This is a genomic window from Streptomyces sp. NPDC050264 (assembly GCF_040655895.1).
Taxonomy (GTDB): Bacteria; Actinomycetota; Actinomycetes; order Streptomycetales; family Streptomycetaceae; genus Streptomyces.
This window is the reverse complement of sequence record NZ_JBFAKV010000030.1, coordinates 53,856-78,414: the sequence shown is the minus strand read 5'-3', so window position 1 is coordinate 78,414 and position 24,559 is coordinate 53,856. Positions and strand designations below refer to the sequence as shown.

Annotated in this window: 23 protein-coding genes, 1 tRNA gene and 1 pseudogene; 11 read left to right on the top strand and 14 right to left on the bottom strand. The window is 69.6% G+C overall.

The genetic code is table 11. The features are described 5' to 3' along the window. Positions 1-6: 6 nt before the first annotated feature. The 4 genes from AB0J02_RS37480 to AB0J02_RS37465 all read left to right on the top strand — a co-directional run bounded on the left by AB0J02_RS37480 (position 7) and on the right by AB0J02_RS37465 (position 4,916). Positions 7-885, top strand: a complete 879-nt coding sequence (locus AB0J02_RS37480) for a SigB/SigF/SigG family RNA polymerase sigma factor (RefSeq protein ID WP_363198342.1) — start codon at positions 7-9, stop codon at positions 883-885. Between the two features lie 35 nt (positions 886-920). Beyond that, on the top strand, positions 921-1,370 hold the full coding sequence (locus AB0J02_RS37475; RefSeq protein WP_363198341.1) for a helix-turn-helix domain-containing protein: 450 nt from the start codon (positions 921-923) through the stop codon (positions 1,368-1,370). Between the two features lie 114 nt (positions 1,371-1,484). Continuing rightward, positions 1,485-3,569: an MMPL family transporter gene (locus tag AB0J02_RS37470; RefSeq protein ID WP_363198340.1), complete on the top strand. Its 2,085-nt coding sequence runs from the start codon at positions 1,485-1,487 to the stop codon at positions 3,567-3,569. A gap of 141 nt (positions 3,570-3,710) precedes the next feature. Continuing rightward, complete coding sequence (locus AB0J02_RS37465) at positions 3,711-4,916, top strand: cysteine desulfurase-like protein (protein ID WP_363198339.1); 1,206 nt, start codon at positions 3,711-3,713, stop codon at positions 4,914-4,916. A gap of 413 nt (positions 4,917-5,329) precedes the next feature. Here the strand turns inward: AB0J02_RS37465 and AB0J02_RS37460 are convergent, their stop codons facing one another. After that, positions 5,330-6,430, bottom strand: coding sequence for a penicillin acylase family protein (locus AB0J02_RS37460; protein ID WP_363198338.1), 1,101 nt, complete (start codon positions 6,428-6,430; stop codon positions 5,330-5,332). A 276-nt stretch (positions 6,431-6,706) separates the two neighbouring features. Further along, a complete protein-coding gene (locus AB0J02_RS37455) occupies positions 6,707-7,006 on the bottom strand; it encodes a hypothetical protein (protein ID WP_363198337.1) in 300 nt (99 codons plus the stop codon). Between the two features lie 223 nt (positions 7,007-7,229). On the opposite strand from AB0J02_RS37455, the gene AB0J02_RS37450 reads away from it, so the two are divergent. Further along, positions 7,230-7,571, top strand: a complete 342-nt coding sequence (locus AB0J02_RS37450; protein WP_363198336.1) for a DUF5133 domain-containing protein — start codon at positions 7,230-7,232, stop codon at positions 7,569-7,571. A 63-nt stretch (positions 7,572-7,634) separates the two neighbouring features. Here the strand turns inward: AB0J02_RS37450 and dnaE are convergent, their stop codons facing one another. Beyond that, complete coding sequence (gene dnaE / locus AB0J02_RS37445; RefSeq protein ID WP_363198335.1) at positions 7,635-11,087, bottom strand: DNA polymerase III subunit alpha; 3,453 nt, start codon at positions 11,085-11,087, stop codon at positions 7,635-7,637. A gap of 576 nt (positions 11,088-11,663) precedes the next feature. On the opposite strand from dnaE, the gene AB0J02_RS37440 reads away from it, so the two are divergent. After that, entirely contained in the window at positions 11,664-11,990 is a 327-nt protein-coding gene (locus AB0J02_RS37440) for a low temperature requirement protein A (RefSeq protein ID WP_363198334.1), read from the top strand. A 32-nt stretch (positions 11,991-12,022) separates the two neighbouring features. Here AB0J02_RS37440 and AB0J02_RS37435 read toward each other — a convergent pair whose 3' ends face one another. After that, a complete protein-coding gene (locus tag AB0J02_RS37435) occupies positions 12,023-12,757 on the bottom strand; it encodes an SDR family oxidoreductase (RefSeq protein ID WP_363198333.1) in 735 nt (244 codons plus the stop codon). Positions 12,758-12,862: 105 nt separating this feature from the next. Here AB0J02_RS37435 and AB0J02_RS37430 point away from each other — a divergent pair, with 105 nt between their 5' ends. Next, entirely contained in the window at positions 12,863-13,489 is a 627-nt protein-coding gene (locus AB0J02_RS37430) for a TetR/AcrR family transcriptional regulator (protein ID WP_363198332.1), read from the top strand. 216 nt (positions 13,490-13,705) lie between these two features. Here the strand turns inward: AB0J02_RS37430 and AB0J02_RS37425 are convergent. Both AB0J02_RS37425 and AB0J02_RS37420 read right to left on the bottom strand, forming a co-directional pair. Beyond that, a pseudogene (locus AB0J02_RS37425) lies at positions 13,706-13,896 on the bottom strand (IS3 family transposase); the annotation flags it as partial. 250 nt (positions 13,897-14,146) lie between these two features. Then, positions 14,147-14,860 carry an SDR family oxidoreductase gene (locus tag AB0J02_RS37420; RefSeq protein ID WP_363198331.1) on the bottom strand — a complete coding sequence of 238 codons (714 nt, stop codon included), beginning with the start codon at positions 14,858-14,860 and terminating at the stop codon, positions 14,147-14,149. Between the two features lie 154 nt (positions 14,861-15,014). Here AB0J02_RS37420 and AB0J02_RS37415 point away from each other — a divergent pair, with 154 nt between their 5' ends. Next, positions 15,015-15,623, top strand: coding sequence for a helix-turn-helix domain-containing protein (locus AB0J02_RS37415; RefSeq protein ID WP_363198330.1), 609 nt, complete (start codon positions 15,015-15,017; stop codon positions 15,621-15,623). A 579-nt stretch (positions 15,624-16,202) separates the two neighbouring features. Here the strand turns inward: AB0J02_RS37415 and AB0J02_RS37410 are convergent. The 3 genes from AB0J02_RS37410 to AB0J02_RS37400 form a co-directional block, all read right to left on the bottom strand. After that, the gene (locus AB0J02_RS37410; protein ID WP_363198329.1) at positions 16,203-16,763 is read right to left on the bottom strand and encodes a DUF6221 family protein; all 561 of its coding nucleotides are present in this window, start codon (positions 16,761-16,763) and stop codon (positions 16,203-16,205) included. A gap of 151 nt (positions 16,764-16,914) precedes the next feature. Then, a complete protein-coding gene (locus AB0J02_RS37405; RefSeq protein WP_363198328.1) occupies positions 16,915-17,667 on the bottom strand; it encodes a GAF and ANTAR domain-containing protein in 753 nt (250 codons plus the stop codon). Between the two features lie 307 nt (positions 17,668-17,974). Continuing rightward, positions 17,975-18,625 carry a chemotaxis protein CheB gene (locus AB0J02_RS37400; protein ID WP_363198327.1) on the bottom strand — a complete coding sequence of 217 codons (651 nt, stop codon included), beginning with the start codon at positions 18,623-18,625 and terminating at the stop codon, positions 17,975-17,977. A 218-nt stretch (positions 18,626-18,843) separates the two neighbouring features. On the opposite strand from AB0J02_RS37400, the gene AB0J02_RS37395 reads away from it, so the two are divergent. Then, positions 18,844-19,527, top strand: coding sequence for a GAF and ANTAR domain-containing protein (locus AB0J02_RS37395; protein WP_363198326.1), 684 nt, complete (start codon positions 18,844-18,846; stop codon positions 19,525-19,527). Between the two features lie 403 nt (positions 19,528-19,930). Here AB0J02_RS37395 and AB0J02_RS37390 read toward each other — a convergent pair whose 3' ends face one another. Then, positions 19,931-20,401 carry an ATP-binding protein gene (locus AB0J02_RS37390; RefSeq protein ID WP_363198325.1) on the bottom strand — a complete coding sequence of 157 codons (471 nt, stop codon included), beginning with the start codon at positions 20,399-20,401 and terminating at the stop codon, positions 19,931-19,933. 200 nt (positions 20,402-20,601) lie between these two features. Between AB0J02_RS37390 and AB0J02_RS37385 the strand changes: the two genes are divergently transcribed. Continuing rightward, positions 20,602-20,976, top strand: a complete 375-nt coding sequence (locus tag AB0J02_RS37385; RefSeq protein ID WP_363198324.1) for an STAS domain-containing protein — start codon at positions 20,602-20,604, stop codon at positions 20,974-20,976. Positions 20,977-21,012: 36 nt separating this feature from the next. Here the strand turns inward: AB0J02_RS37385 and AB0J02_RS37380 are convergent, their stop codons facing one another. Together AB0J02_RS37380 and AB0J02_RS37375 are read right to left on the bottom strand one after the other, a co-directional pair. Further along, entirely contained in the window at positions 21,013-21,972 is a 960-nt protein-coding gene (locus AB0J02_RS37380) for a Ku protein (protein ID WP_363198323.1), read from the bottom strand. Positions 21,973-22,164: 192 nt separating this feature from the next. Beyond that, entirely contained in the window at positions 22,165-22,530 is a 366-nt protein-coding gene (locus AB0J02_RS37375; protein ID WP_363198322.1) for an ANTAR domain-containing protein, read from the bottom strand. 514 nt (positions 22,531-23,044) lie between these two features. Between AB0J02_RS37375 and AB0J02_RS37370 the strand changes: the two genes are divergently transcribed. Beyond that, entirely contained in the window at positions 23,045-23,374 is a 330-nt protein-coding gene (locus AB0J02_RS37370) for a hypothetical protein (protein ID WP_363198321.1), read from the top strand. 21 nt (positions 23,375-23,395) lie between these two features. Here AB0J02_RS37370 and AB0J02_RS37365 read toward each other — a convergent pair. Then, a tRNA-Trp gene (locus AB0J02_RS37365) sits at positions 23,396-23,470 on the bottom strand. A 117-nt stretch (positions 23,471-23,587) separates the two neighbouring features. Next, positions 23,588-24,385, bottom strand: a complete 798-nt coding sequence (locus AB0J02_RS37360) for a SigB/SigF/SigG family RNA polymerase sigma factor (RefSeq protein WP_363198320.1) — start codon at positions 24,383-24,385, stop codon at positions 23,588-23,590. Positions 24,386-24,559 lie beyond the last annotated feature (174 nt).

Below are 24,559 nucleotides of genomic sequence, written 5' to 3'. Positions count from 1 at the left end.
GGGTACATGATCACCGTGGCGACGCAGCAGCAGCAGCGGAACCAGGACGCGGACACGCAGGTACAGCAATTGCTGGAGCGTGCCTACGAAAACCCCGCTTCCATCGCGCCGAGGGACGCCCGCGAGGTCGGCCGGCACTTCTTCGACCGCCTCACAGGTCTTGAGGAGGGCACGCGCGAGTACCAGTACGTGCGCAACGCGCTCATCGAGATGAACCTCTCGCTCGTCAAGTACGCGGCCTCCCGCTTCAAGCACCGCGGTGTGCAGGAGATGGAGGACATCGTCCAGGTCGGCACGATCGGCCTGATCAAGGCGATCGACCGGTTCGAACTGACCCGTGAAGTCGAGTTCACCTCCTTCGCGGTCCCCTACATCACGGGTGAGATCAAGCGGTTCTTCCGGGACACCTCCTGGGCCGTGCACGTGCCGCGCCGGCTGCAGGAAGCCCGTATCGAACTGTCCAAGGCCACCGAGGAGCTGCGCACCCGGCTGGGCCGCATGCCTTCCACGGCCGAGCTGGCCGAGCTGATGCAGCTCGACGCGGGCGAGGTCGCCGAGGTGCAGAAGGCGTCCAACGGATACAACTCCGTTTCCCTCGACGCGGCCGTGGGCGGCCAGGACGACGAGTCCGACACGATGCTGGCCGACTTCATCGGCATCGACGAGGACCGCTTCGAACTCGTCGAGAACTTCCATGCCCTGGCGCCGCTCATCGCCGACCTGGACGAGCGTGACCGCACCCTGATCCACCTGCGTTTCGTCGAGGAGCGCACGCAGAAGCAGATCGGCGAGGAGCTGGGCTGCTCGCAGATGCACGTCTCCCGGCTGATCAGCCGCGTGGTCGCCAAGCTCCGCACCGGCCTGCTGGCGACCAACGAGGCCTGACCGGGGCGCCCGGCCGGCGTCGATAGGGTGTCCAGGTGGAAAGTCGTGAACCTCACCCGGATCTGCAGGCCCTCGGCGTCCAACTGCGTCGTCTCAACGGTGAACTGAACCGCCTGGTGCACGGCTTCGCCGCCGGCCAGGGCCTGCACCCCACGGACGTGCAGGCCCTGGCCGCCATTTTGGATTCCGAGGTCCCGCTCACCCCGAGCCTGCTGCGTCAGCGGCTGGGGCTCACGTCCGGCGCGGTCACCGCGTGTGTGGACCGGCTGGAGCGGGCGGGTCACATCAGCCGGGTCCGCGAGAGCGCGGACCGAAGAGTCGTTCATCTGCACTACGTGCCGGGTGCCCGGGTACGGGCCAGACGGTATTTCGGCCCCCTGGCGGAGGCGGCCGACCGAGTCCGGAACGGCTACAGCGAACCCGAACTGGCCGTCGTGCTGCGGTTCCTGAAGGACCTGAACGAGGAACTCACAGAAGCGAAGTGAGGGTCAGCAGCACCCGCTCCTCTTTTAACTCAATCATTAAGATACTTTTTCATTGAGAGAGTTGCCTTCTCCGCACCGCTTTCTCTGCCCGCTTCCGTCTGCCCTGGGAGAACCATGTCCCGCACCACACGAGGCACCCGCTGGCTCGTGCCCCTCGTCCTGCTGATCGTCTGGCTCGCCGTGGGCGGCACACTGGGGCCCTACGCCGGACGGCTCGGAGAGGTCGCGACCAACGACCAAGCGGCGTTCCTTCCGCGCAACGCCGAGTCGACCCGCGTGATCGACGCCCAGCGCGCCTTCCAGGAGGACGAGACCCTGCCGGCCATCGTCGTATGGACCGCCGACGACAAGGGCCCCCTCGACGCCGGCCAGCGGGGCCAGGCCACCCGCGCGCTCGCCCAACTGCGAGGAACCGCCGGAGTGGTCGGACAGGTGTCGCCCGCGGTGCCCTCGAACGACGGGAAGGCCCTGCAGGGAGTCGTCCAGCTCCGCCCCGACCTCGGCGACGAACTCTCGCCCACCCTCGACCGCATCGAGCGGGCGGCGGCCGGCGCCACGGGCACCACGGTCGCCGTCGCCGGACCTGCCGCGAGCCAGGCGGACCTCTCGGGCGCGTTCGCGGGCATCGACGGACTGCTGCTCGTGGTCGCCCTGGTCATGGTCCTGGTGATCCTGCTGCTCGTCTACCGCAGCGTCCTGCTCCCCTTCGTGATCATCCTCGGCGCGGTGTTCGCCCTGGGTGTCGCGTGCGCGATCGTCTACGTCCTCGCGGATCACGACGTCGTCCGCGTCGACGGGCAGGTGCAGGGCATCCTCTCGATCCTCGTGATCGGCGCGGCCACCGACTACGCCCTGCTGCTGACCGCCCGCTACCGCGAGGAACTCGCCTCCGGAACAGACCGGTTCGCCGCGATGCGAGCAGCCCTGCGCCGGTCCACCGGCGCGATCGTCGCCAGTGCCGCCACCGTCGCCCTCGGCCTGCTCGCTCTCCTGCTGAGCGACCTCACCAACAACCGCGCGCTCGGCCCGGTCGGCGCGATCGGCATCGTCTGCGCCGTGCTGAGCACCCTCACGTTCCTACCCGCTGTGCTGGTGCTGCTCGGCAACGCCGCGTACTGGCCCGCGCGTCCGCGCCCTGCCGGTGCCGCGGGCGGCCGCGATGGGGTGTGGCCTCGTATCGCGTGCGCGGTGAAGAAGTCGCCTCGCAAGATCTGGGCCGTCGCGCTGGGCGGTCTGCTCGTGTGCGCGGCCTTCGCTCCCACGCTGGACTCCAAGGGCGTGCCGCTCGACGAGATCTTCGTCAATGACGCGCCGTCGGTCGCCGCGCAGGCGACCCTGGCCGAGCACTTCCCCGGCGGCTCCGGGAACCCGGCCGTGGTCATCGCCGACGCGCGGCATCAGCAGGAGGTCACCGAACGGGCCAAGGCGACCGGGGGCGTGGCCGACGCGGCGGCCCTGACCGGACAGGGACGGCCCGGCGGCGGCCCGGCTCGCGTCGTGGACGGCAAGGTCCGCGTCGACGTCACGCTCAAGGACCCCGCCGACAGCGACGCGGCCAAGGCGACGGTCTCCCGGCTCCGCTCCGCGCTGCACGACATCCCCGGAGCCGACGCCCTGGTCGGTGGCTACACCGCGCAGCAGTACGACACCCAGAACACCGCGGAACGCGACCGCACGCTGATCGTTCCCGTCGTCCTGCTCATCATCCTGGTCATCCTCGTCGGACTGCTCCGCTCCCTCCTCATGCCGTTGCTGCTGGTCGCGACGGTGGCCCTCAACTTCCTTGCCACACTGGGCATTTCCTCGCTCGTCTTCCAGCACATCCTCGGCTTCACCGGCACCGACGCCTCCGTGCCGTTGTACGGGTTCGTGTTCCTCGTCGCGCTCGGCGTGGACTACAACATCTTCCTGATGTCCAGGGCCCGGGAGGAATCGCTGGAACACGGTGTCCGCGACGGAATCCTCAAGGCGCTCGTCGCCACGGGCGGGGTGATCACGTCGGCCGGTGTCGTGCTGGCCGCGACGTTCGCCGCGCTCGGCGTCATCCCGCTCGCGTTCCTCGTGCAGATCGCGTTCATCGTGGCGTTCGGCGTACTGCTCGACACGCTGGTCGTACGATCGCTGCTGGTTCCCGCGCTGGTGCGGGACATCGGGCCGAAGGCCTGGTGGCCCGGACGGCTCAGCCGCCGGGGGGAGTGACGCGCCCGGCCCGTGGCTGGAGTCGCGGGTGCGACGCGGGGTACGTCCCAGGCGTACGACGTACATGCCGCCCCGTCCCAAGGACCGCGGCGCCCGACCCGTCGGGCGCCGCGACGCGTCCCCAGCCTCAGGAGTTGAGTCATGCCCTTCGATGTCGCCGCGATCCGCGCACAGATCCCCGCCCTCGCCGCCGGCTCCGCGCGCTTCGACTCGCCGGGCGGTACCCAGACCCCGCGGCCGGTCATCGACGCCATCGTCGCGGCGCTGACCGGACCGCTGGCGAACCGGGGCCACACCACCGAGGGCGAGCGCAACGCGGAGCGCATCGTGACCGGTGCGCGGCAGGCGCTCGCCGACCTGCTCGGCACCACGCCCGACACCGTGGTGTTCGGCCGCAGCGCCACACAGCTCTCCTACGACCTGTCCCGGATGCTGGCGAAGACATGGCACCCCGGTGACGAGGTCGTCGTCACCCGGCTCGACCACGACTCCAACATCCGGCCGTGGATCCAGGCCGCCGAGTCCGTCGGGGCAACCGTGCGGTGGGCCGACTTCGACCCGGCGACGGGCGAGTTGCGCCCCGAGCACATCGAGGCGCAACTGTCCGCGCGTACCCGGCTCGTCGCGGTCACCGGCGCCTCCAACCTCACCGGCGCGCGCCCGGACCTGGCGGCGATCGCTGCCCTGGCCCACTCGGCTGGCGCACTGTTCCACGTCGATGCCGTGGGGTACGCCGCGCACGCCGTCGTGGACCTGGCGGCGTTCGGTGCCGACACCGTCGTCTGTTCGCCGTACAAGTTCCTCGGCCCGCACCTGGGCGTGCTGACCGGCCGGGCCGACGTGCTGGAGTCCTTGCGGCCGGACAAGCTGCTGCCGTCCAGCGACAAGGTGCCCGAGCGCTTCGAACTGGGCACTCTGCCTTACGAGTTGCTGGCCGGGGCGCACGCCGCCGTGGACTTCCTCGCGGGACTCGACCCGGACGCGCGGGGAAGCCGCCGGGAGCGGCTGATCGCCTCGTTCGCCGCGCTGGCGCAGCACGAACAGGCGCTGTCGAAGCGGCTGGAGCACGGACTCGCGAACCTGGCCGGCGTCACCGTGCACGCCCGGCCGACCTCGCCCTCGCCGATCCTGCTGTTCACCGTGGCCGGTCATCAACCGGGCGAGGTGTCACGGCACTTGGCCACGCACGGCGTCGACGCGCCGGCCGGTTCCTTCTACGCGGTGGAGGCCGCGGACCGCCTGGGCCTGGGCGTCGAAGGAGGCGTGCGGGCAGGGCTCGCCCCCTACAGCAATGCGGAGGACGTCGACCGGCTGCTCGCGGCCCTGGCGACGCTCGGTCAGGCCTGAACGCCACGGCATGCCCGTTGGATGGGGCCGCGCTCGCGGGGTAAGCGGGAGGCCTGACGAACGGGGGTGTCCAACGTGACGAGTACGGCGTGGAACGCGGACAGGCACGAGCACCGGCGCTGGGTGGCATGGCAGGTGCTCGTGTCCGTACTGGCATCGGCGTTCATGGGTTTCCTGATCGGCGCGCTGCTGAGTTACTCGGAGAGCTGGATCGTGTCCGGCTTCGTCACGGGCGCGACGCTGCTGGCCTGCGTGACGGTTCTTCTTGCCGTGATCTGGCGACAGGAGGGAAAGCGGGCGCGACGCTACGGCCTCAGTGCCGGGCAATTCATGCGCATAGGCCGGGTGACCGGGCGGGGGCGTCCTCCCCTGGAACCAGAAGTGCGCCCCGCGGTACTGGCTGTTCTGGACCGTCAGCGCAAGGCGGTCGAGCAGCAGAACAGCAGGCCGTACATCTGGATGCGCGTCGTGTTGATCGCCCTGTGGGTGCTGATGGCATCCGAAAACATCGCGAGCGGGTCGTACGGACCTGCCGCGCTGATGCTGTGCGGCGCCGCCATGTTCCTGCTGATTCCCCTGTCCCTGCGCCGCCGGCAGCGCCAACTCGATGCGGCGCAGCGATCGGTCGACGCCGCCCAGTGACGTGAACGCGCATCACGCGCACCGTGCCCGGTGCCTGTCAACGGCATTGCGTGTGGCGGCAGTTCACTCGCCCGGCCGGTACCTCCGCTCGACGTGGCCCTTGAGGTCTGCCGGGTAGAAGTACACCGGGCGCCAGGGCGCCGTCGGCTCGAGTTGAACGCCCAGCCGCTCTTCGGGTTCACGACGTGCGGCATGCTGTCCAGGCTGTGCAGCCCGTGCCAGTCGGTCGCCGGATCACTGCCGTGGACGGGTTTGAGATAGTCGAAACGACCGGCCCGCCTCGGCATGAACTGCGGCATCAGGAAGGCGATCTCACCTTTGGAGTCCGCGAAGAGCGTGTTGTTCGAACTGTTGGCCTTCAGGCCGGCCACCCGGAGGTAGTCCGCGTAGCTGCCCGTCGTCGTGCGCAGGAAACTCTGCTGGAGCGCCTCCACGGGCTTGTTCATCAGCGCGCACGCGATCCACTTGCCGTGCGCTTCGCGCACGACGGGTCCCTGATGTGTGGCGAACGTCGTGAAGTCCCGCTTCTCCTGTCCGCCGTCCTCGGTACGGAAGGAGAGGGTGATCGTCTTCGTGGTGACGGGGCGCAGTTCATCGCCGTAGCGGTAGGAGCGGGTTCCGTCGGCCGCCGTCACGATCGTCTCGGCGAACTCGTCGATGTTGTCGACACCGCTCGTCGTGTGCATCCAGCCGGTGTGCGCGTTGAAGCCCTGGTAGATGAAGAACTGGCCCCAGGTGGCGGCACCGTGGACATTGAGCCCCTCACGGCTCGTTCTACGCCGGCCGCGACGTGCCGATGACCGACGAGGAGCGCGGCCTGGTGCTGCGCGAACCCACGGGGTCGAACGGCCTTCGGAGCCGATGTCGCCCACTCCCTCCACGACATCCTGAAGGGCGAGCGGGTCACTGCCCGCCCGGTGCCGACGCCGACCTCCACTCCGCGCGGCTCCACGGCGGCGACCCGCGCCCGAGAGGGAACGGCGCGGGGGCGGTCTGACACTCCCCAGTGATATTGACCGCCCCCGCAGCACATCCTGGTGTTGTGTGTCCCCGAACCGGTCGGCTACTCCTGCGATCATGCACGTACATATGTGTCGCTGATCACTGCCCGCCGGATCGGAGTGCTCGCCGGGACACCGGCGGGCGGGTCAGATGGCCAGTTCGCGGACGGTGTCGGCCATGCGGCTGAAACGGGTGACCCGCTCACCCGGGCCGTCCTCCTCCCCGGCCAGGATGCACAGCACGAGCAGGACCTGGCGCAGCTGCCCCAGCAGGGCGAGGGAGAGCGGCAGGGCAGGGGAGTGCGGGAAGTCCTTGCGGAGGTGCTCGAGTTGGGCGTGGACGGTGCGCGCTTCCTCGTGGTTCCGGGCCAGCCCGTATTCGAGCAGTGCGCAGATGGCCGTGACAGTGCGCTGTGGGGTCGCGATCAATCGCTCATCGGTCGGCATAGCTCACGGATAAGCCGGATTTCCCCCGTCGGCAACCGTACGCCTCCCGCGGGGTGACGCGGAGCCGAGAGGTTGCGCACCACGACGCACGCATCCGCGGCGCTCGACCGGACATCCGCGAAAAGGGTCGAAAGTCCTGCTTTGAAGCGGTATCCGACGGAGCAGACGGTAGGTCAGGAAGGGCTTCGGGGTCCGGGATGCCGGACGGTGCTAGGAGATCAGAATGTTGCTGCCCACAGCTCGTGACCTGCGTGGGGCGTTGACCCGCTACGCCGAGGCGGTCATCGAGGACGAGCGTTTCCCGACGGCCGCCACGGCGCGGACTCGCGAGGACCGCGCGTACACGCTGTGCGTCATGACCGGGGCCGCCGAGGTCGTGGCGGCGCTGCACGCCGCCGATGCCCTCCTGGAACGGCGGGGCACGCGAGTGCGGCGTACGAAGAGGCTGCCGGCGGTGCTTCCTCTGGAGACACTGCGTGGTGACCGTGTGGGTACGCCGAAAGACGTGCGGCCCATGTCCGCGCCCTCGCCCCGGCCGGTGCACAGCGTCGACGAGGCGGCCTGATCCGGTGAGGTGGCGGGTGAGGGCCTGGCTGAAGACCGTCGTCACGTGGGACCGGGCGGAGGCTCATCCGGCACTCCCGGGGGAGCGGTAGCCCAGACGGCGCAGGTCGGCGGAGCGGCCGCCGGCGGGCTGCAGGTCGGCCCACGCGCCGATGCTCGCTCCGGCGGTGCCGTCCTCCAGGACACGTCCGCGCGTCGCCCGGTCGGCCGGCGTGGGCGCGGTGCTGTCCTGTCCGAGGAGGTCGAGGGCGGCCTGCGGGCCGTGATCGCGGCGGGCGGCCGCGACGGCCTCCAGGTCCCAGACCATGTCGCCGACGACAGTGCGGCGGGGACCGCGGGCTTCCACGGTGCCGCGGACCAGGAGGAGACCGGAGTGGAAGATGGTGTGGGCGCACGCCTCGTGCGAGTCCTCGAAGAAGGCGAGGTCGACGAGACCGGCCCCGTCTTCGAGCGTGACGAAGATGACCCGCTTCCCGGACGGGATGGGCGGCGTCTGCGTGGAGGCGCGCACTCCGGCGACCAGGACCTGCTGCCCCGGGTGCAGACGCCGCAGATGAGCGGCGTCGGTGGCGCCGAGTTCACGCAGCAGCCGGTGATGGTGCTCCATGAGGTGCTGGGAGACGTCGATGGCGAGGACGTCGAGTTCGGCGCTCATCCGCTCGCGGCCGGAGAGTTCCCGCAGTCCGCTGGGCTCGGAGGTGACGAGTTCGCCGCCGAGGGCGAGCTGGCCGTCGGCGGTGGTGCGGTTGCGCGCGTGCCGGTGCAGTTCGCCGGCCTGCAGCATGAGGTCCCGGCGCGTCAGCTTCCCCTTGACGGCATCGAGCGCGCCGATCCGGATGAGCCGTTCGGCGATCGGCAACGAGGGTCTCGCACGCTGCCAGAGATCCTGCAAGGACGTGTAGGGCTGCTGGGCGGCGATACGGGCGGCCTCGGCCTCGCTCATGCCCTTCACCGTGGACAGGGCGAGGCGCACGCCCCAGCCGTGGGCGGTGGCCTCGACCCGGTGCTCGGGCCGTGAGCGGCTGATGTCGACGGGCAGGACGGGCACGTGGTGGCGGCGGGCGTCGGCGACGATGACGCGCATCGGCCACATCCCCGGATCGTGCTCGAGGAGCCCGGCGTACAGGGCGGCGGGATGGTGGGCCTTGAGCCACGCCGACTGCACGGCGGGGACGGCGAACGCGACCGCGTGCGCGCGGCAGAACCCGTACGCGCCGAATTCCTTGACGACGTTCCAGACCTCGTCGACGACCGCGGGGGTGTAGCCGCGCTCGGCTGCCGCACCCCTGAACCAGGCCTCGACACGGGGCAGACGCTCCCGGTCGGCCAGAGCACGGCGGGCGACGTCACCGGCGGCCCGGTCGCAGCCGGTCATCTTCGCGAAGATCGCGATGATCTGCTCGTGCCAGATCACCACCCCCTTCGTGTCGTCCAGGATCGGCACCAGGTCGGGGTGCGGATAGTACGGTTCCGCGCCGTGCCGGGCCGCGATGAACCGCGCGGGCATACCGCCTTTGACCGGGCCCGGCCGGAAGAGGCTGATGTCGGCGATGACGTCCTGCATGTGCCGTGGCTGGAGCCGCCCCACGAGGTCCATCTGGCCGGGGGACTCGATCTGGAAGCAGCCGAGCGTGTCCGAGCGGCGGATCATCTCGAAGGTCCGGTTGTCATCGAGAGGGACGTGGTCGGGGTTGTCGAGGTCGAGCTGGCGGCCGGTGGCGCGACGGATCTCGTGCACGGCATGGGCCATCGCGGACTGCATCCGCACGCCGAGCACGTCGAGCTTGAGCAGGCCGAGGTCCTCGACGTCTTCCTTGTCGGCCTGCACCATCGGGTAGTCGCCGCCGGGGGTGGGCTGCACCGGCAGCCGGTCCAGCAGGGTGACGTTGGACAGGATCACGCCGCACGGGTGCATGGCGTAGCCCCGTACGAGCGCGTCCAGGCCCTCCGCGAGTTCGAACAGCGGCCCGTACTCCGCCGCACGCGCGGCGAGTTGCCGAAGCTCGGGCAGCTCGGCGAGGGCGGAGCGGATGTCACAGGCCCGGATGTGCGGGAAGCTCTTGGCGATCATGTCGACGGTCTGCGGCGCCAGCCCCAGCGCGAGGCCGGTGTCGCGCAGCGCGTGCCGGGCCCGGTAGGTCTCGGGCATGCCGGTCACCGCGACCCGCTCGGAGCCGAACCGCTCGAAGATCCGGTCGTATACGTCCAGGCGTCGCGCGGACTCCACATCGACATCGATATCCGGCAGTTTCGTCCTGCGCTCGGACAGGAAACGTTCGAACAGGAGCCGGTGTTCGAGCGGGTTCGCCGTCGCCACGAACAGGCTGTGGTTGACCATCGACCCGGCGCCGGACCCGCGGGCGGCGACCCGGATGCCCATCGCCCGCACATCCGCGACGACTTGGGCGACGGCGAGGAAGTAGCCCTCGAAGCCGAGCCGGCCGATCACATCGAGTTCGTGGTCGAGCTGCCCAGTGGCACGCTCGTCACGGTCCAGGCCGCGGGCGACCATGCCCGCCTCGCAGCGCCGCCGCAGCAGCCGCATCGCCCCGCCCCGCTCCCGGTCCGCGCCGACCACGTGCGGCTCGGGGAAGTGCTGCGTGCCCAGGCCGAGGTCGCGGACCGGATCCACGACGCAGGAAGCCGCTGTCTCCTCGGTCTCGGCCAGCAGCGCCGCCGCCCGCTCGGGCCCGTGCCCGGCGGCCTCCGCGATGCGCGCGGCGACCGCGGTCATCTCCGCCGGAGCCTTCAGCCAGCGCTCGCCGCCGTCCAGGGCGCGGCGGTCGATGGGGCGCAGCAGCCGAGCCGCGTCCAGAACGTCGGCCAGGCGGTGCTGGGCGGGATCGGCGTAGCGGACGGCGTTGGAGACGATGACGGGAACCCCGCACCGGTCGCCGAGCTGCACCGTCCGCCCGGCCAGCCGCAGCGAACCCGGACCGGTCCCGGTGTGTCCCAGATGGACGGCCTCCAGGCGCAGCCCCGCACCGGCCACCACCTGCCAGGGCGCGAGCAGTTGCTCCGCCACGTCCGGGCGCCCCGTCATGAGCGCCCGCACCGGCTCCGAGGCGGGACCGAGCAGCACCACCAGGCCGTCGCCGAGGTGCTCCTGCAGCACCGGCCACGCCACCACGGGCACTCCCGCCACGGGCGCGGCGTGCGCGGCGGAGACGATCCGGCACAGATGCGCCCACCCGGCCGCGGACTGCGCCAGCAACGTCACCCGAAACCGCGCCTCCACAACGTGCGCGCCGCCGCGCACCGGTGTCCGTTCACGCCTTGCCGGGCCCGGGGCCACAGCTGCGGGGGACACGGCGACGTCCACCCCGAAGATCGGCCGGACCCCGGCGGCGCTCGCGGCCTTGGCGAATCGGACGGTGCCGGCCACGGTGTCCCGGTCGGTCAGCGCGAGCGCGGTGACGCCCCGGTCGGCGGCGCGGCGCACCAGGTGGTGGGGGAGGGCGGCGCCGTAGCGGGCGGAGTAGCCCGAGGCGGTGTGGAGGTGGACGGATCCGGACATCCGGGCCACCTCCGATCACGTGAGACACGATTCAGGCCACTTGGCTTGATCTGTCAGCAATGTATCGAACATTATTCGAACATCGCGACTGCGCGACAGCGCGCTGGAGTCCTGCGGGGCTTGTTGTGACCTTTCGAGCCGCATGACACTTGATCGAGTTGGTTGTCACTGAAGGGCGGTGCCGGCGAAGGCGCGGAGGGGGCTGGGAGGTGTCCCGTCCCGTCCCGGCGATGTGTAGGCAGTCACTCTTGTGTAGGCGAGTGGGCCCCCGCGTCCCAGTTGTCTGTAGACGGGTTCTGAGCCCGTCGGTCTTGAGCCGGTAGCCGGGCGCCGCCGGCTCGGCGTGCCCCCTCTGGTCTGGGACAAGGCAGGTGGATACGTCGGCGGAACAGGCGGTGGCCGGGCAGGGCGTTTCCGAGAGCGCGGATGCTCTCGCCCGTGTGTCCTTCGGGGATGGCGAGCGGCCGAATCTCGCTTTGGATGGCACTTCTGACGTTCTCATTTCGCGGAAGAGTGAGGTCGATGCCAGGGACTGCCGCGAGAGTGCCGCTTCGGGATGACAGCGAGCTTCGCAGCGTGACGTACCTCGAGCTCTTCTTCGACCTCGTCTACGTCTTTGCCGCCACCCGGCTCTCCCACGGCCTGCTGGGACAGATGGACTCGACCGGTGTCGCCCAGACCGCGGTCCTCCTGCGGGCCGTCTGGTGGGGATGGTCCTCCACGAGCTGGTTCACCAACTTCTTCGACCCGGATCTGCCCTCCGCGCGCCTGGTGCTGCTCGGTCTGATGCTCGCCTCGCTGGTATGTCGGCGGCGCTGCCCGCGGCGTTCGACGACCCAGGCGCGGTCTTCGTCGGCGCGTACCTGGTATTCGAACTCACACCGCTGTGCGTGCCGTCCGTGAGGGACTCCCGAACGGCACGCCGGTGTGCCCGTTCAGATCGCTGTGGTGCCGCCGTCGGTGGTCAGTTCCAGGCCGTTCACATAGCTCGAGTCGTCCGAGGCGAGGAACAGCGCGACCGTCGCGATCTCCTCGGGGCTGCCCATCACGCCCCGGGGGATCAGCGACTCGAACTGCCGCTTGGTCTCCTCGTCGAACAACTCCTCCTGCTTGGCCGTGGCGACCTGGCCGGGCGTCAGCACGTTCACCCGGATCCGCCGGTCCCTCAGCTCGTTCAGCCACACACGGGCCCAGGCCTGCTGCACGGCCTTGCTCCCCGCGTACACGCTCCACCCGGGGTATCCCTTGAGCGAAGCGTTCGACCCGGTCATGAAGATCGAGCCACCGTCGTTGAGCAGCGGCAGCGCCTTTTGCACCGTGAACAGCGTGCCGCGCGCGTTCAGCGAGAACGTGCGGTCGAACTGCTCCTCGGTGATCTCGCCGAGCTTGCCCTGCTCACCCATGCCGGCGCTTGCCCACAGCACGTCGATCGAGCCCTTTTCCCGCCTGACCGTCTCGTACAGACGGTCCAGGTCCTCCAGGTCGGCCGCGTCGCCCTGCACGGCGGTCACGTTCCGGCCGATCACCTTGACGGCGTCATCAAGCGCTTCCTGCCGCCGGCCCGTGAGGAAGACATGAGCCCCTTCCTCGACGAACAGCTTCGCGCCGGCCAGTGCCATGCCGGTCGACCCGCCCGTGATCACCGCAACCTTGCCATCGAGCTTTCCCATGACCACTCCTTAAGTGAACCGAACTGTGTACTTAACGTATTCGGCGATCGGCGGGAACGCAAGCTAAGTACACCGATCGGTACCGTGCTGGGTTATGGTGGAGTCATGACGAAGCTGGAGAAGGGCCCTCAAGGCCGGCGCCGAGGCAGGGGGGCGCGCGAGCGCATCCTCAGTGCGTCACAGCAACTGTTCCGTGCTCAGGGCATCAACAGCACCGGCATGGACCAGCTCTGCGCAGTGGCGCAGGTCTCGAAGCGCACGGCCTACCAGCACTTCACCAGCAAGGACGACCTGGTCGCCGAATATCTGCGCCGATTCGATCCCGACGTCATGGCCGGAGTGTTCGACCGCACCGACCTCACGCCCCGCGAACGGCTCTTGGCCGCCTTCGAGGTTCCCGCAGCCGGTCCCGGGGAGATCACGCCCCTGTGTCCCTACATCGCGGCGACCGTCGAAATCCACGACCCCCAGCATCCCGCGTCCCAATACGCGCGCGACTACAAGCTCGCCGTCGCCGCGCGGCTCGCCGAAACCGCCCGCGAAGCCGGCGCCGCCAACCCCGAGCAACTCGGCGAACAACTGGCACTGCTCCTTGATGGCGCCTCGGCCCGCACCCGGGTCCTCAACACCGAATCCTTCCCAGCCGCCGCCGCCATCGCCGCCGTCCTCATCGACAACGCCCTCCCTGCGGCGGACCGGGACCGGGGAAGCGAAAGTGCGACGGCCGGATAGTCCGAGGGTGCGACTCCCTCGGGTTGCCGATGGTGGCGCAGAACGACTCGGCCAGTGCGTTGTCCCAGCACTGTCCGGTGCGTCCGACCGACAGGCGAACTCCGAACTCCGCGGCCAGGGTTGCGCATTGCTGGCTGCCGCGGTCGGAGTGGAAGATCACCGGGTCGGCGGGGCGGCGCCGGCAGCAGGCGGCGGTGAGGGCGGCGGGACCCGGTGGGTGCGCATGTGGTCGGCGGTCGCCCAGCCGACCACTCGCCGTGAGGCGATGTCGATGACGGTGGCCAGGTAGAGCCGACCCTCATCGGCCGGGGGTAGGTGATGTCGCGTCAGCTCGGCGGGTCGGACTGAAGGTCCCGGACGATGAGGTCGGGCCGGGCGGCCGCCCGTGGGTCGGGGACCGTCGTCCGAGGTGTCGGCCGGAGAGACCGGCCGACACCTCGGACGTGCCACCCGTCGGCGGCTGCCTTGACGCCCGACGATTGAGCTCGTCACGGCGCCAGTACTTCGCTCTCTGTGGGCGCGCACGGTGCCTTGCCCGCACTTCTGCGGGACAACGCACCCTCAGGTGTCCCGCAGAAGTGTGGGCAAGGCAGGTCGCAGGCGCGCCTTGCCCACCGTCATCCGAGACGGGACAGAAGGCCGATGTGGGGCTGCGCGTCAGGCGTTGGCGTGGATACCGAGTCCGCCGGAGACGGTGAGGTTGTCGCCGGTGATGTAGGCGGCGGCGTCCGAGGCGAGGAAGGCCACTGCCTCGGCGATGTCGGTGGGGGCGCCGACGCGGCCGAGCGGTACGTCCCGGCCCCACGCGTCGAGCATCTCCTGGGAGACGCCCATCTTGCTGTAGACGGGCGTGTTGATCATTCCCGGGCTGACGGCGTTGACGCGGATGCGGCGGGGGGCGAGTTCGAGCGCGAGGGACCGCATGAGAGGCAGGAGGGCTCCCTTGGCCGCGGTCATGGCGGGTCCGATTCCTTCGGCGGCGCCCACGGTGAACACGACCGAGGCGCCCTCGTTCAGGAGTGGGAGCGCCTTTTGAAGGGTGAAGAAGTTGCCCTTGACGTTGATGTCGAACAGGGCGTCGAAGGCGGCTTCGTCGGTGGCCTCGATCGGGCCGGGGCGGGAGATGCCCGCGTTGAGGAAAAGCAGGTCGAGGGAGCCGAGGTGCCGGCGTGCCCGGCCTATCGCCTGGTCGATGTCCGGCAGGGACCGCGCATCGGCCCGTACGACCGTGACGTCGTCGGGAAGCCCCGCAGCGGAGACATTGCCGAGCCCGGTGACCATGACGCGATAGCCGCGGGAGTGGAGCAGTTCGGCGGTTGCCCTGCCGATACCGCTGGTTCCGCCGGTGATCAAAGCTGTGGGTGCGGGCATGGAGTGTTCCTTTGCGTGCTAGTCGGGGCGGCACTTGGCCGGGGGTGAGTGAGCGCGCCGCGAATGGCCAATGCAGGCAGCGTACGCCTACCTGGCAGTGACTGCCAAAGCTCGTGCGTGTGCCTTCTTGGCAGTGCTGCGCTAATCTGGCAGGATGCAGAAGGACGCCGAGGCGGCGAGACGAAGCACGACCACGCTGTGGGACCGGACACGACAACTGGCGTCCCGGGAGATCCTCGAAACGGCTCTGCGTCTGTTCACCGAGCAGGGCTACGACGAGACGACCATCGCCCAGATCGCCCGAGAGGCCGGAGTCTCCCAGCGCACCCTCTTCCGGTACTTCGGCACCAAGGAGGACCTCCTCGGCGGCGACCAGGAACGCTTCGGGCAGGTCCTGACCGACACGGTCGGCGAACAGCCCGCCGAAGTCGACGTCTGGGAGGCCTTGCGCGCGGGGATCGCCGCCGCACTCACTCTGCATGACAGCCGCGATCAGGCCCTGGAGCGATTCCGCCTCCTGCACAACACCGGCTCCCTGCGTGCCGGTTGGCTCGAAAAGCGCCTGCGATTCCAGGAGGATCTGGTGCCGCTGATCAAGCCCCGCATGGGCTCCGGTGCCGGAAACACGGGACACAAGGCCCGCGCGGTGATCGCGACCGCACTCGCGTGCCTGGACGCCGCCTCGATGGCCTGGGTCGCCGACGAAGGCGAGGGGGACATCATGGACTTGTACGACGAGTGTCTGGTCGCCGTACGCGGCTGACCCCGGACAACGTGCAGCGCCCTGAACGGCAACAGCGGACGGGTGTGGGTGTGCCGGTACGTCTTCTCGTCCTGCACCGCCGCCGCGGTACGCGGCCTGCCCTTCCGGTGGCCGCAGGGCTATGGAGCTCGGACCCGAATTGCTTGATCAGATGGCCGGATTGATGCCCTGCAGGAGGTCCCGGGCCGGAGGGGCAGATCGTCCACGCCCGTGCCGGTGAGGACGAGGCGGGCGGCGTGGGGCGGTTCCACTTCGGTGACCGGAACCGGGGACAGCGTCGGATCTCCGTCAGTGTCGGGCCGACGGTACGGCCCTGCTGGTCCACGCAGTGAAAGCGGGCACCCAGTCGTGTCGTCGCCAGACATCGCACCACGATGGCGAGCAGGCCAAAAGTGCCGACGGTGTCCATCTGCACGATGCGGACCTCGGGTGCGGCGCTGCGGAGGGCCCGGTCGTGCTGCCTCTCAGGGCGTCGGGCGCTCAGTCAGAGGAGCGCGCGCGGCGTCGGCACGTACGCGGCGGCAGACCCGGCGCAGCCAGGCCGGGCCAGTGTCAGTGGGAGACGGCCGGGGCGCGGCATCACGGCCGCCATTCCTCCTGCCACATCCGGTGCACTTCGTAGCGTGCGGCGAGCGCCTTGAGGTTCACCAGGGCGGTCAGTTCGTTGTGCGGCCAGGCGGGGGCGGCGTGGTCGGCTTCGCGGATCGTGGTCTCGCTGGTGCGGGCGATGTTCCTGCGGACCGCGATGTCCTGGCGCGCGCGGTGGGGGGCGCGGCAGTCGCAGCGGCCGAGGGGGCGGTCAGGTGCGCCGGCTGTCGTGCATCCGGCTTCATGGAGAAGGTCCGCGGCGGTCGCCTCCTCGTCCAGACGTGCGTGCACGAAAGCGGTCAGGGCGGTGAGCCGTACGGCAGACGCCGGGCTGTCGAGCGGGAGCGCGCCGGACCCGCTCGCATCGTTCTCCTCCTGGCGCGGGGGGCGTCGGTGCCGGAGGCCGGCGCGGATCTTCGCCGCTTTCAGCCGGATCTGCACCGCCTCCGACCGCATCCGGCGGGCCCTGGCAGCTGTCTCGCGGGCTTGGCGGTGCAACTGCTGGCAACGCTCGAAGGTGTCGGCAACGCTCAGTGGCGTCGGGCTAGGCATCGTGCCTCCTGACACATCGCTCGCATCCCGTCGTTGGCGTTTCCGTGGTCGACGCCGAAGTCCGGGCGTCTGCTGCGGCACCGTCCGAGGCGGCGGTGCGCCGAGAGTACTCCCAGGCCACGCGACAGGTCATGGCGCGCGTGCCTCGTACTCAGTCGGCCGCCCCGAGCCGGCCCTGCGGACGGGCGACAGGCGCGGCTCGGGGAAGGTCCTGATCGTCCATGACATTTTGGGCGACGGTGCGCAGCGGCAATCGGTGATGGCGCGCGTGGCGGCGCAAGGTGTCGAAGGCCTCCGTGGGAGAGATGCCGCGCCGGGCGGCGAGGAAGCCTTTGGCCTGCTCGATGAGGACGCGGCTGTGCAGGGCGGCCTGCAGCTGTTCATTGACGGTGTCGGCCTGCTGGAGAACACGGGCGTGGAGCAGGCCGATGGCGGCCGCGTCGGCGAACGCCTGGGCCAGGGCCAGGTCGGCGGCGGGCGGCGGGCCGTCGTCCGTGCGCAGGAGCAACAGGCTGCCGAGGGTCTCGTGGCGTAGCCGCAGGGGCACGGCACACGCGTGGCTGTAGCCGGCGTCGCGGGCCCGGGCGGTGAAATCACGCCAGGCGACGGGCGCAGCGGCGAGGTCGCCGGAGGTGACGGCGGAGGCGGTGCGGCGAGCGTCGGCGGCGGGGCCCTCGTACACGGCCACATCCAAAAGCGAGGCCAGAGCGGGACCGGATGCGCAGGGGACCGGGCTGTACAGAGGTGCGTCCGGGGAGGCCAGCAGGACCGCGGCATCGGAGATGTCGAGGATGTCGCGGCAGCGGAAGGTCAGTTGCTGTAGGAAATTGATGACGTCGAAGCCGTCCGCCATGGTGTCGGCCAGCTCCACGAACGTCCTGGTGATCTTCTCTTCCCTGCTCATCCCTGCTCCTGGAGGTGCCGACACGGGCAGCGCGGCCGTCATGCGGACAGTCGTTCATGGGGCCGCCGCCGGGGAGGCGCTCGGCCTCGGCCGGAGCCGGTCTAAGAGGGACATTCGGGCTCACGTCCGCGGCAGCACCTTGTCGCCGGTACAGACCCCGGGCTCCATCACTGTTTCTGCCGAGGACGGGTGTACGGGTTTCAAAGGGCAGCCGTGTTCCGTGTCCGAAAAGGCTACCCGTCACAGGCCCGGCGGACCCGGCTCTTGGCGAAAGCGGTCGCCGTCCGAGCGGACCGGAGCCGCCGTCCTACGGCGAAGGGCAGGACCCGGGGCCGGAAACTCCGTGGACATCTCCAGGGACGTCACCTTGGACGAGCCGGGTGATGGCGGGTCCGATCGCGGTCAGGGGGAGGACGATGTCCACCTGCCCTGTTCCGATCGCGGCTTTGGGCATGCCCCGGAACGGGGCGGTCTCAGGATCCTGCACGATGACCGTGCCGCCGTGGGCCTTGACCGCTTCCACGCCCCGGGCGCCGTCGCCGTCCGCGCCGCTGAGCACGCAGCCGATGACGCCGGCCCCGAACGTGTCCGCCGCCGACTCGAAGAGCGGATCGGCGGCGGGGCGGGCGAAGTTGACCCGGTCCTCTTGAGTAAGGGACAGGACCCCGCTCTGCTGGACGCAGAGGTGGCGGTTGGGCGGCGCGATATAGACGGTCCCTGCCCGGGGGAGCCGTCCGTCCTCGGCGAGCTCGACCGTGAGCGCGGTGGAACGCGACAGGACGTCCACGATGCGTGTCTCGCGGGAGCGGTTGAGGTGGTGAGCCACCAGCACCGGCACGGGCAGAGTGGCGTGCAGCCCGCCCAGAAGCGCCACGAGGCCCTCGACTCCTCCGGCGGAGGAAGCGACCAGTACGGCCGCCCACCGGTTGTGTCCATCGTCGCGGGAGCGTGTCTGCACTCAGGAAGACTAACGCGTCCACGATGCCGTCGGGCGGCGTGAAGGCGGGCCATGGTGCGGAACAGTGGCCGTTTCGGGCGGCACGGTGCGGATTATCACCCGATGGTGCATCCGGCCGTGTCGGTACCCGGACAAACAGGGCCCGGGCTTCCGAGGTGGAGCTCTCGTCCGTGCGAGGCTGGCGGCATGCCGTCCGCACATCCGACGTGAGGAGCCCGATGAACTGGCGTGATTTTGCTGTGCACATGGCTTCGATGGCGCGCGGCTTCCTGGCCGAGGACTCCGTACCCATGACTCTGGACAAGATCACCTCCGCGGCGGTGGGGCTGGTCGACGGATGCGAGGCGGCGGGCATTCTGCTGCTGCGGAAGGGGCAGGCGGAGACCCTGGCGCCCACCGAACAGCTCGTCATCGACAGTGACCGGCTGCAGGAACAGCTCGAAGAGGGCCCCTGCTTCGATGCCGCCCGCACGGGACATCCCGTCTTCCGTATCGCGGACGTGAGTACCGAAACGGTGCGCTGGCGGTCCTATGCTCCCCAGGCCGCCGCGCTCGGGGTCGGCAGCATGATGGGCTTTCTGCTCTACACCGACGACAAGAGCGACCTGGGCGCCCTCAACATGTATTCGAGGCACCGTGGTGCGTTCACCGAGGACAGCGAGACAGCTGGATGGCTGTTGGCCTCGCACGCCGCCGTGGCCTTCTCGGGTGCCCGCGAGCACGCCTCAATGGAGCGGGCTGTCGAGACCCGCCACATCATCGGGGAAGCCATGGGCCTGCTGATGGCCCGCCACGGCCTGGACGAGGACGCGGCCTTCGACGTGCTGCGCCGCTACTCGCAGGACAACAACGTCAAGGTCCGTGAGGTCGCGCGGCGCCTGTGCGAAGGCGGCACTCTGTAGGTCCGGGGCGGCTCTCCTGGCTACAGCCTGAACCAGGAGAGCCTCGACGCGGCAGACCCCCGGAGGGTTTCACTGCTGCGCGCGCCGTCCCCCTTGAGTCCCCCCTCCGGCGACAACCACACATGAAACCCCTCCGCCTCGGGGCGCGCATGTCCGGGAAGAGGACCAAAGTCCTGCTATGAGCTCGCTGCAGGTGGGCAAACCGGACAGTGGAGAGGGCCCGGCGCACGGGTACGGGACGGACGACCATGGAGATGACGATGCTGCTTACCGCGGTCGGCGACCTGAGCACTACACCGCCGCGCCCGCTGCACAGTCGCGAACCGGTGAGGCAGTCCGGCCCCCGACGGCGTCCGCGGAACCGGTCGGCAGCGGCGAGGAGCGCGGGTGGGCTCGACTCCGGTCAGGCGGCGCTCCCGCTGACGGCGGGGTTCAGATGGAGGGCGGCGGTGATGCGTTTGCCGACGACGGTGGGCTGCATGGTGAGGGAGTGGGCGAGGATCGTGACGATCTCCAGGCCGTGCTGCCCGACCCGCTCCGGGTTCGCGGCAAGCGCGGCCGGCAGCACCGGGTCGCTGTCCCACACCTCCACCTGCACGGTCCCCTCACTTATCCGCAGCTGCAACAAGCCGGGTCCGGGCGCGTACTTGACGGCATTGGTGACCAGCTCGCTGACGATCAGCTGAGTGTTCTCCACGGCCCGGGCGGCCACCGTCACCTGGTGCTGCTCCCGGGCCTGGGCCAGGAAGTGTGCGGCTGCCTGGCGGGCCTGGGCTATACAGCCTCTGGTCCCGTCCAGGGAGATCGCCACCTCGAGCGGCCCCGCGCCGCTCGACGAGGAGGCGCTCGCGCCTGGCGTAGGTTCTTCCGGCATTCACGGTCCCCGATTTTTGTTGCGTGCCGACCGGTGCCTGTACGGGCCACGGGATACCCCCGGTACGTTACCCGCGCACTCCGCCGAATGGACAGGAGCGCAGGGATGCGGGGGCCGAGGTCGGTATCGGGTGGTCCGTATTCGCATCAGGCCGTGGTCATGGCCGCATGGCCACGGGCGTAGGAAAGGTTGAGAAGCGCGTGGTGGACATTCACGACACGGCAGAGCCGTCTGCCCTGCTGACGATCGCTCGCAGTTCTGTCTCCGGTATCAGGCTGCTCACCGCACGCGGAGAGATCGACGCCTCCTCCGCCCCTGAGCTGACCGAAGCCCTGACCGGACACGTCGGCGAGGCCGGTGAGCCACCGCGCACGGTGCTCGACCTGGGCGCGGTGACCTTCATGGACTCCACCGGTGTCAACGCTCTGCTCATCGCACACCGGGTGATGGCCGAGGCGGGCGGCTGGATACGTCTTGCCTGTCTCGACGGCCCGGTCCGCAGGCTCGTCGAACTCGTCGGCGTCGACTCGGTCATCGCGTGTCACCCGAGTGTGGACCAGGCGCTGGGTTCCTGAGGTCATGAGTTCCGCAGCCGTCCGCCTCGGCGTGGCTCAGGCCGAGCGCCGCGGCTTCTTCGCGGCGGTCTTCTGCGCTGTCGCTGTCGTCTTTTTCGCCGTCGCCCTTTTCGCTGTCGTCTTCTTGGCAGGTGTCTTCTTCGCGCTCTTCTTGGCCGCGCTCTTCTCTTTCGGTATTTCGTGCACCGTGGCGTGCCCGCCGTCGGCGCGGGACTCCTTCGCCTGCTGCACGGACTGCTCCAAAGCGGCCATCAGATCGACGACCCGGCCGGACGGCGCCTCCTCGGTCTCCACGGCCGGCGGTTGCTTGCCCTCGGCCTTGGCGTCGATGACCTCCTGCAGCGCTTTGGTGTAGCGGTCGGTGGCCCACTCGGCGTCCTCGATGGGTTCGTCCCTGGTCATCGAGTCGATGAGCAGGAGGGCCTCGTCGACCTCCTTGTCGGTGATGTCGACGCTCGGGGGCGCGAGCTGCTCGGGGGAGCGGACCTCGTCCGGCCACCGCAGGGCGTGCAGCGCGATCACGCCTTCCTTCACCCGCAGCAGGCCCAGCCGCTCGCGGCCGTGCCAGGCGAACTTCGCCACGGCGGCCTTGGCGTTGCGGTCCAGGGCTTTGCGCAGCAGCGTGTACGGCTTGTTCGCGACCTGGCCGTCGGCCTCCAAGTAGTAGCCCTCGCCGATCTGGATGGGGTCGATCGACTCGTACGGTACGAAGGCGACGATGTCGATCGCCTTCGCGGTCGGCAGCGGGATCTCCCGCAGTTCCTCGTCGGAAACGGCCACGACCTGGTCCTTCGAGACCTCGTAGCCCTTGCCGATCTCGTCCTGGGTGACCTCGCGGTCCTCGAGTTCGCACACCTTGCGGGTGCGGACCCGGGCCATGTCCTCCAGGTGGTACTGGTGGAAGCGGATGCTGTGGTTCTCCGTCGCGGACGTGACCTTGATGGGGATGGTCACGAGTCCGAAACTGATCGCGCCGGTCCACACGGGGCGGGGCATACGAGACCTCCCTCTCGGCCCCGAGCCCTCCCAGGCTATGCCGACCGCCTTATCGGGGCATCTGGTGCCCGATGCGACGAAAGTCCCGGCCGCACATTGTGCTGGAGTCAACATTCGGTATATATGCGAAGGCGTGGGTTCGGCAGTGAGCCCGCCAAACGCTCCCCGGCGCTCGCGCCGGGGAGCAAGGCTCTACCGCCGGGCGCGGGCGGTGACGCCGTCCGGGGCGGGTGCCGCCGGCTTCGAGTGGCGCGGCGGCAACTGGCGCCGCAGTTCGCCGCTGACCTCCGGAACCAGGTCGCCGGTACGCGCCCAGGAGATGAGCTGTCGGGCCACAGAGCGCAGCTTGATGTCCGTACGCATGGACACTTCGCGCAGGACGTCCCACGCCTCGGCGGGTGATATCCGGCCCACCGCCACGATGACGCCGACTGCCTGGTCGACCTCGGAACGGGCCCGCGGTACCTGCTTCAACCGCGCGATCTCGTCCTTCAACTCGGCTGCGCGCACCGCAACTTGGGCGGTGGCACCCGTGTCGTGCTGCGAAGCGTGGGCCATGGTGTCCCTCCGGGTGGCGGGCGTGGGTCGTCTTCGGGTCCCTGCCCTGGCCTGTGGGGGCAACACGTATCGGGGGCGTGAACACTCGGTTCCGCGCCTCTCGCGGCGCGATTCACCACATGCAGGGCGGACGCCTGTACCGATGTACGTCTGTGCGTCGGCGTCACTCGTGTGGCCGCCGCTTCCGCTGTTGACGTCGCAACTCCCCATGCTGGACAGGCCTGTTGAGGTGCGGAGGTGGGGCCCGCATGCGTGGCGCGTGGCCGCACGGCAATCGTGAGAGCCTCGACACTCCGATGGTGCGCGAGTAGCTTTGTCACTAGTCCGTGGAATATGCCTCACCGTCAGCGCGGCGATGTGCTTCCGGCGATCTCTCGGGCCCCGCCAGGGTCCTCACGTCAGCGGCTACCTTCTGGCGGGAGTCTGCGCCCGCTTCCATCAGCACTGTCGCGCGTCCTCTGTGGAGCCAGGCCCCCTGTTCAATGCGACGGCGCATTGCCCTCTGGACGACCTGATGCCCGCCTACTTCGTAGACGAACTCCTTCTCATCGCTCCCTTGCGCCACTCCGTCGGCGTGCGCCTGTTCGGCGAGGTCGTCGGCGTGCACAAAGCGCCCTTGTCGCGTGCGGTGGCGGAGCGCACCCGGGAAACGGTCGAGATCACCGTCGACCTCACCAGCGTGCACTATCTCGCCAACAGCGCCTTGGAGACCCTCGTCGCGCTCGCGCAGACTCTGCATCCGCCCCAGCGCCTGCACATCATCGCCTGTCCCGAACTCGGGTTGCGGCAGCGTCTCGCCGCACACGCATGGGACCAGGCGGAGACACTGCGCCTGAGTTCCTGAAGAAGGGCCTCGGCAGGGTTGGCCGGGTGACCGGATTCGAACCGGCGTCCTCGCGGTTTTGGAGACCGCGCGCGTCGACCACTGCGCTACACCCGCCCGCGGGGAATCGTAGCGGGCCGCGCACCTGCTCCCGGCCACTCGGTGTGCGCTGGACAGGAATGAGCTTCCCGCGGTTGAGGTGCGCGGACCGGGGCACTCAGGGGCAGGTATGGATCAAGCGGTCAGCCGGCGCTCGAAGTCGTCGCGGGTGGCGTGCTCGCGGACCTGGGTGCAGCTGCGGGCGATGAGGCGGGAGACCTGCATCTGGGAGAGGCCGACCTTCTCGGCGATGCGCAGCTGTGACAGGTCCTCGAAGTAGCGCAGATAGAGGATGGTGCGCTCGCGCTCGGCCAGTTGCCGGAGGCCTTGCTTGGCGGCCTCCCGGTCATTGATCAGTTCATAGGCGCCGTCGGAATCGCCCAGGGTGTCGGCGAGGGTGAACCCGTGCTGGAACGTGCGGTACTCGGCGTCCAGGGACAGGCTGCTGTAGCTCTCCAGGGCCTCCATGCCGTCGCGTGCTTCGTCCAGGGTGAGTCCGGCCTTCGCGGCGACGGCGGCGAGGTCCGGTTCATGGCAGTGGCCGGGCGCGTTGAGGAGGTCGCGGCGGGCGGCCCGGACCTTGTTGCGCAGGTCCTGGACCCGCCGGGGAACGCGTACGTCCCAGCCGTGGTCGCGGAAGTGGCGCCGTAGCTCACCGGTGATGGTGGGCACGGCGTACGCCTCGAAGGCGCCGCGTTCGGGTGCGTACCGTTCGATGGCCTTGATGAGGCCCAGGGCCGCGACCTGTTTCAGGTCCTCCAGGTTCTCGCCCTTGCCGCGGAACCGGGTGGCCAGCCGGTGGGCCATCGGCAGCCAGGCCTCCACCAGTTCTTCGACCAACACGTCGTGCTCGCGTCCTGCAGGCGTCGCCGCGAGGCGGGAGAAGGCCTGTTCGGTGCGTGGGGCATCGGTGTGCGGGTGGCGCGCGGGCATGGCTCGCTCCTCATCTCTCTAGAGCGCGCCTGTGTTCTCAAGCACACGAGAGTCGTCTGCTATTCGACTTTACGGACATATAGCTCATATCGACCACTCGTCCAGGAGTGCGCAGCGTCGGGCGCGGCCGTTCACCCGGTTCGCACTTTGCTCGTGCGTCCCTGGCGTTTGACG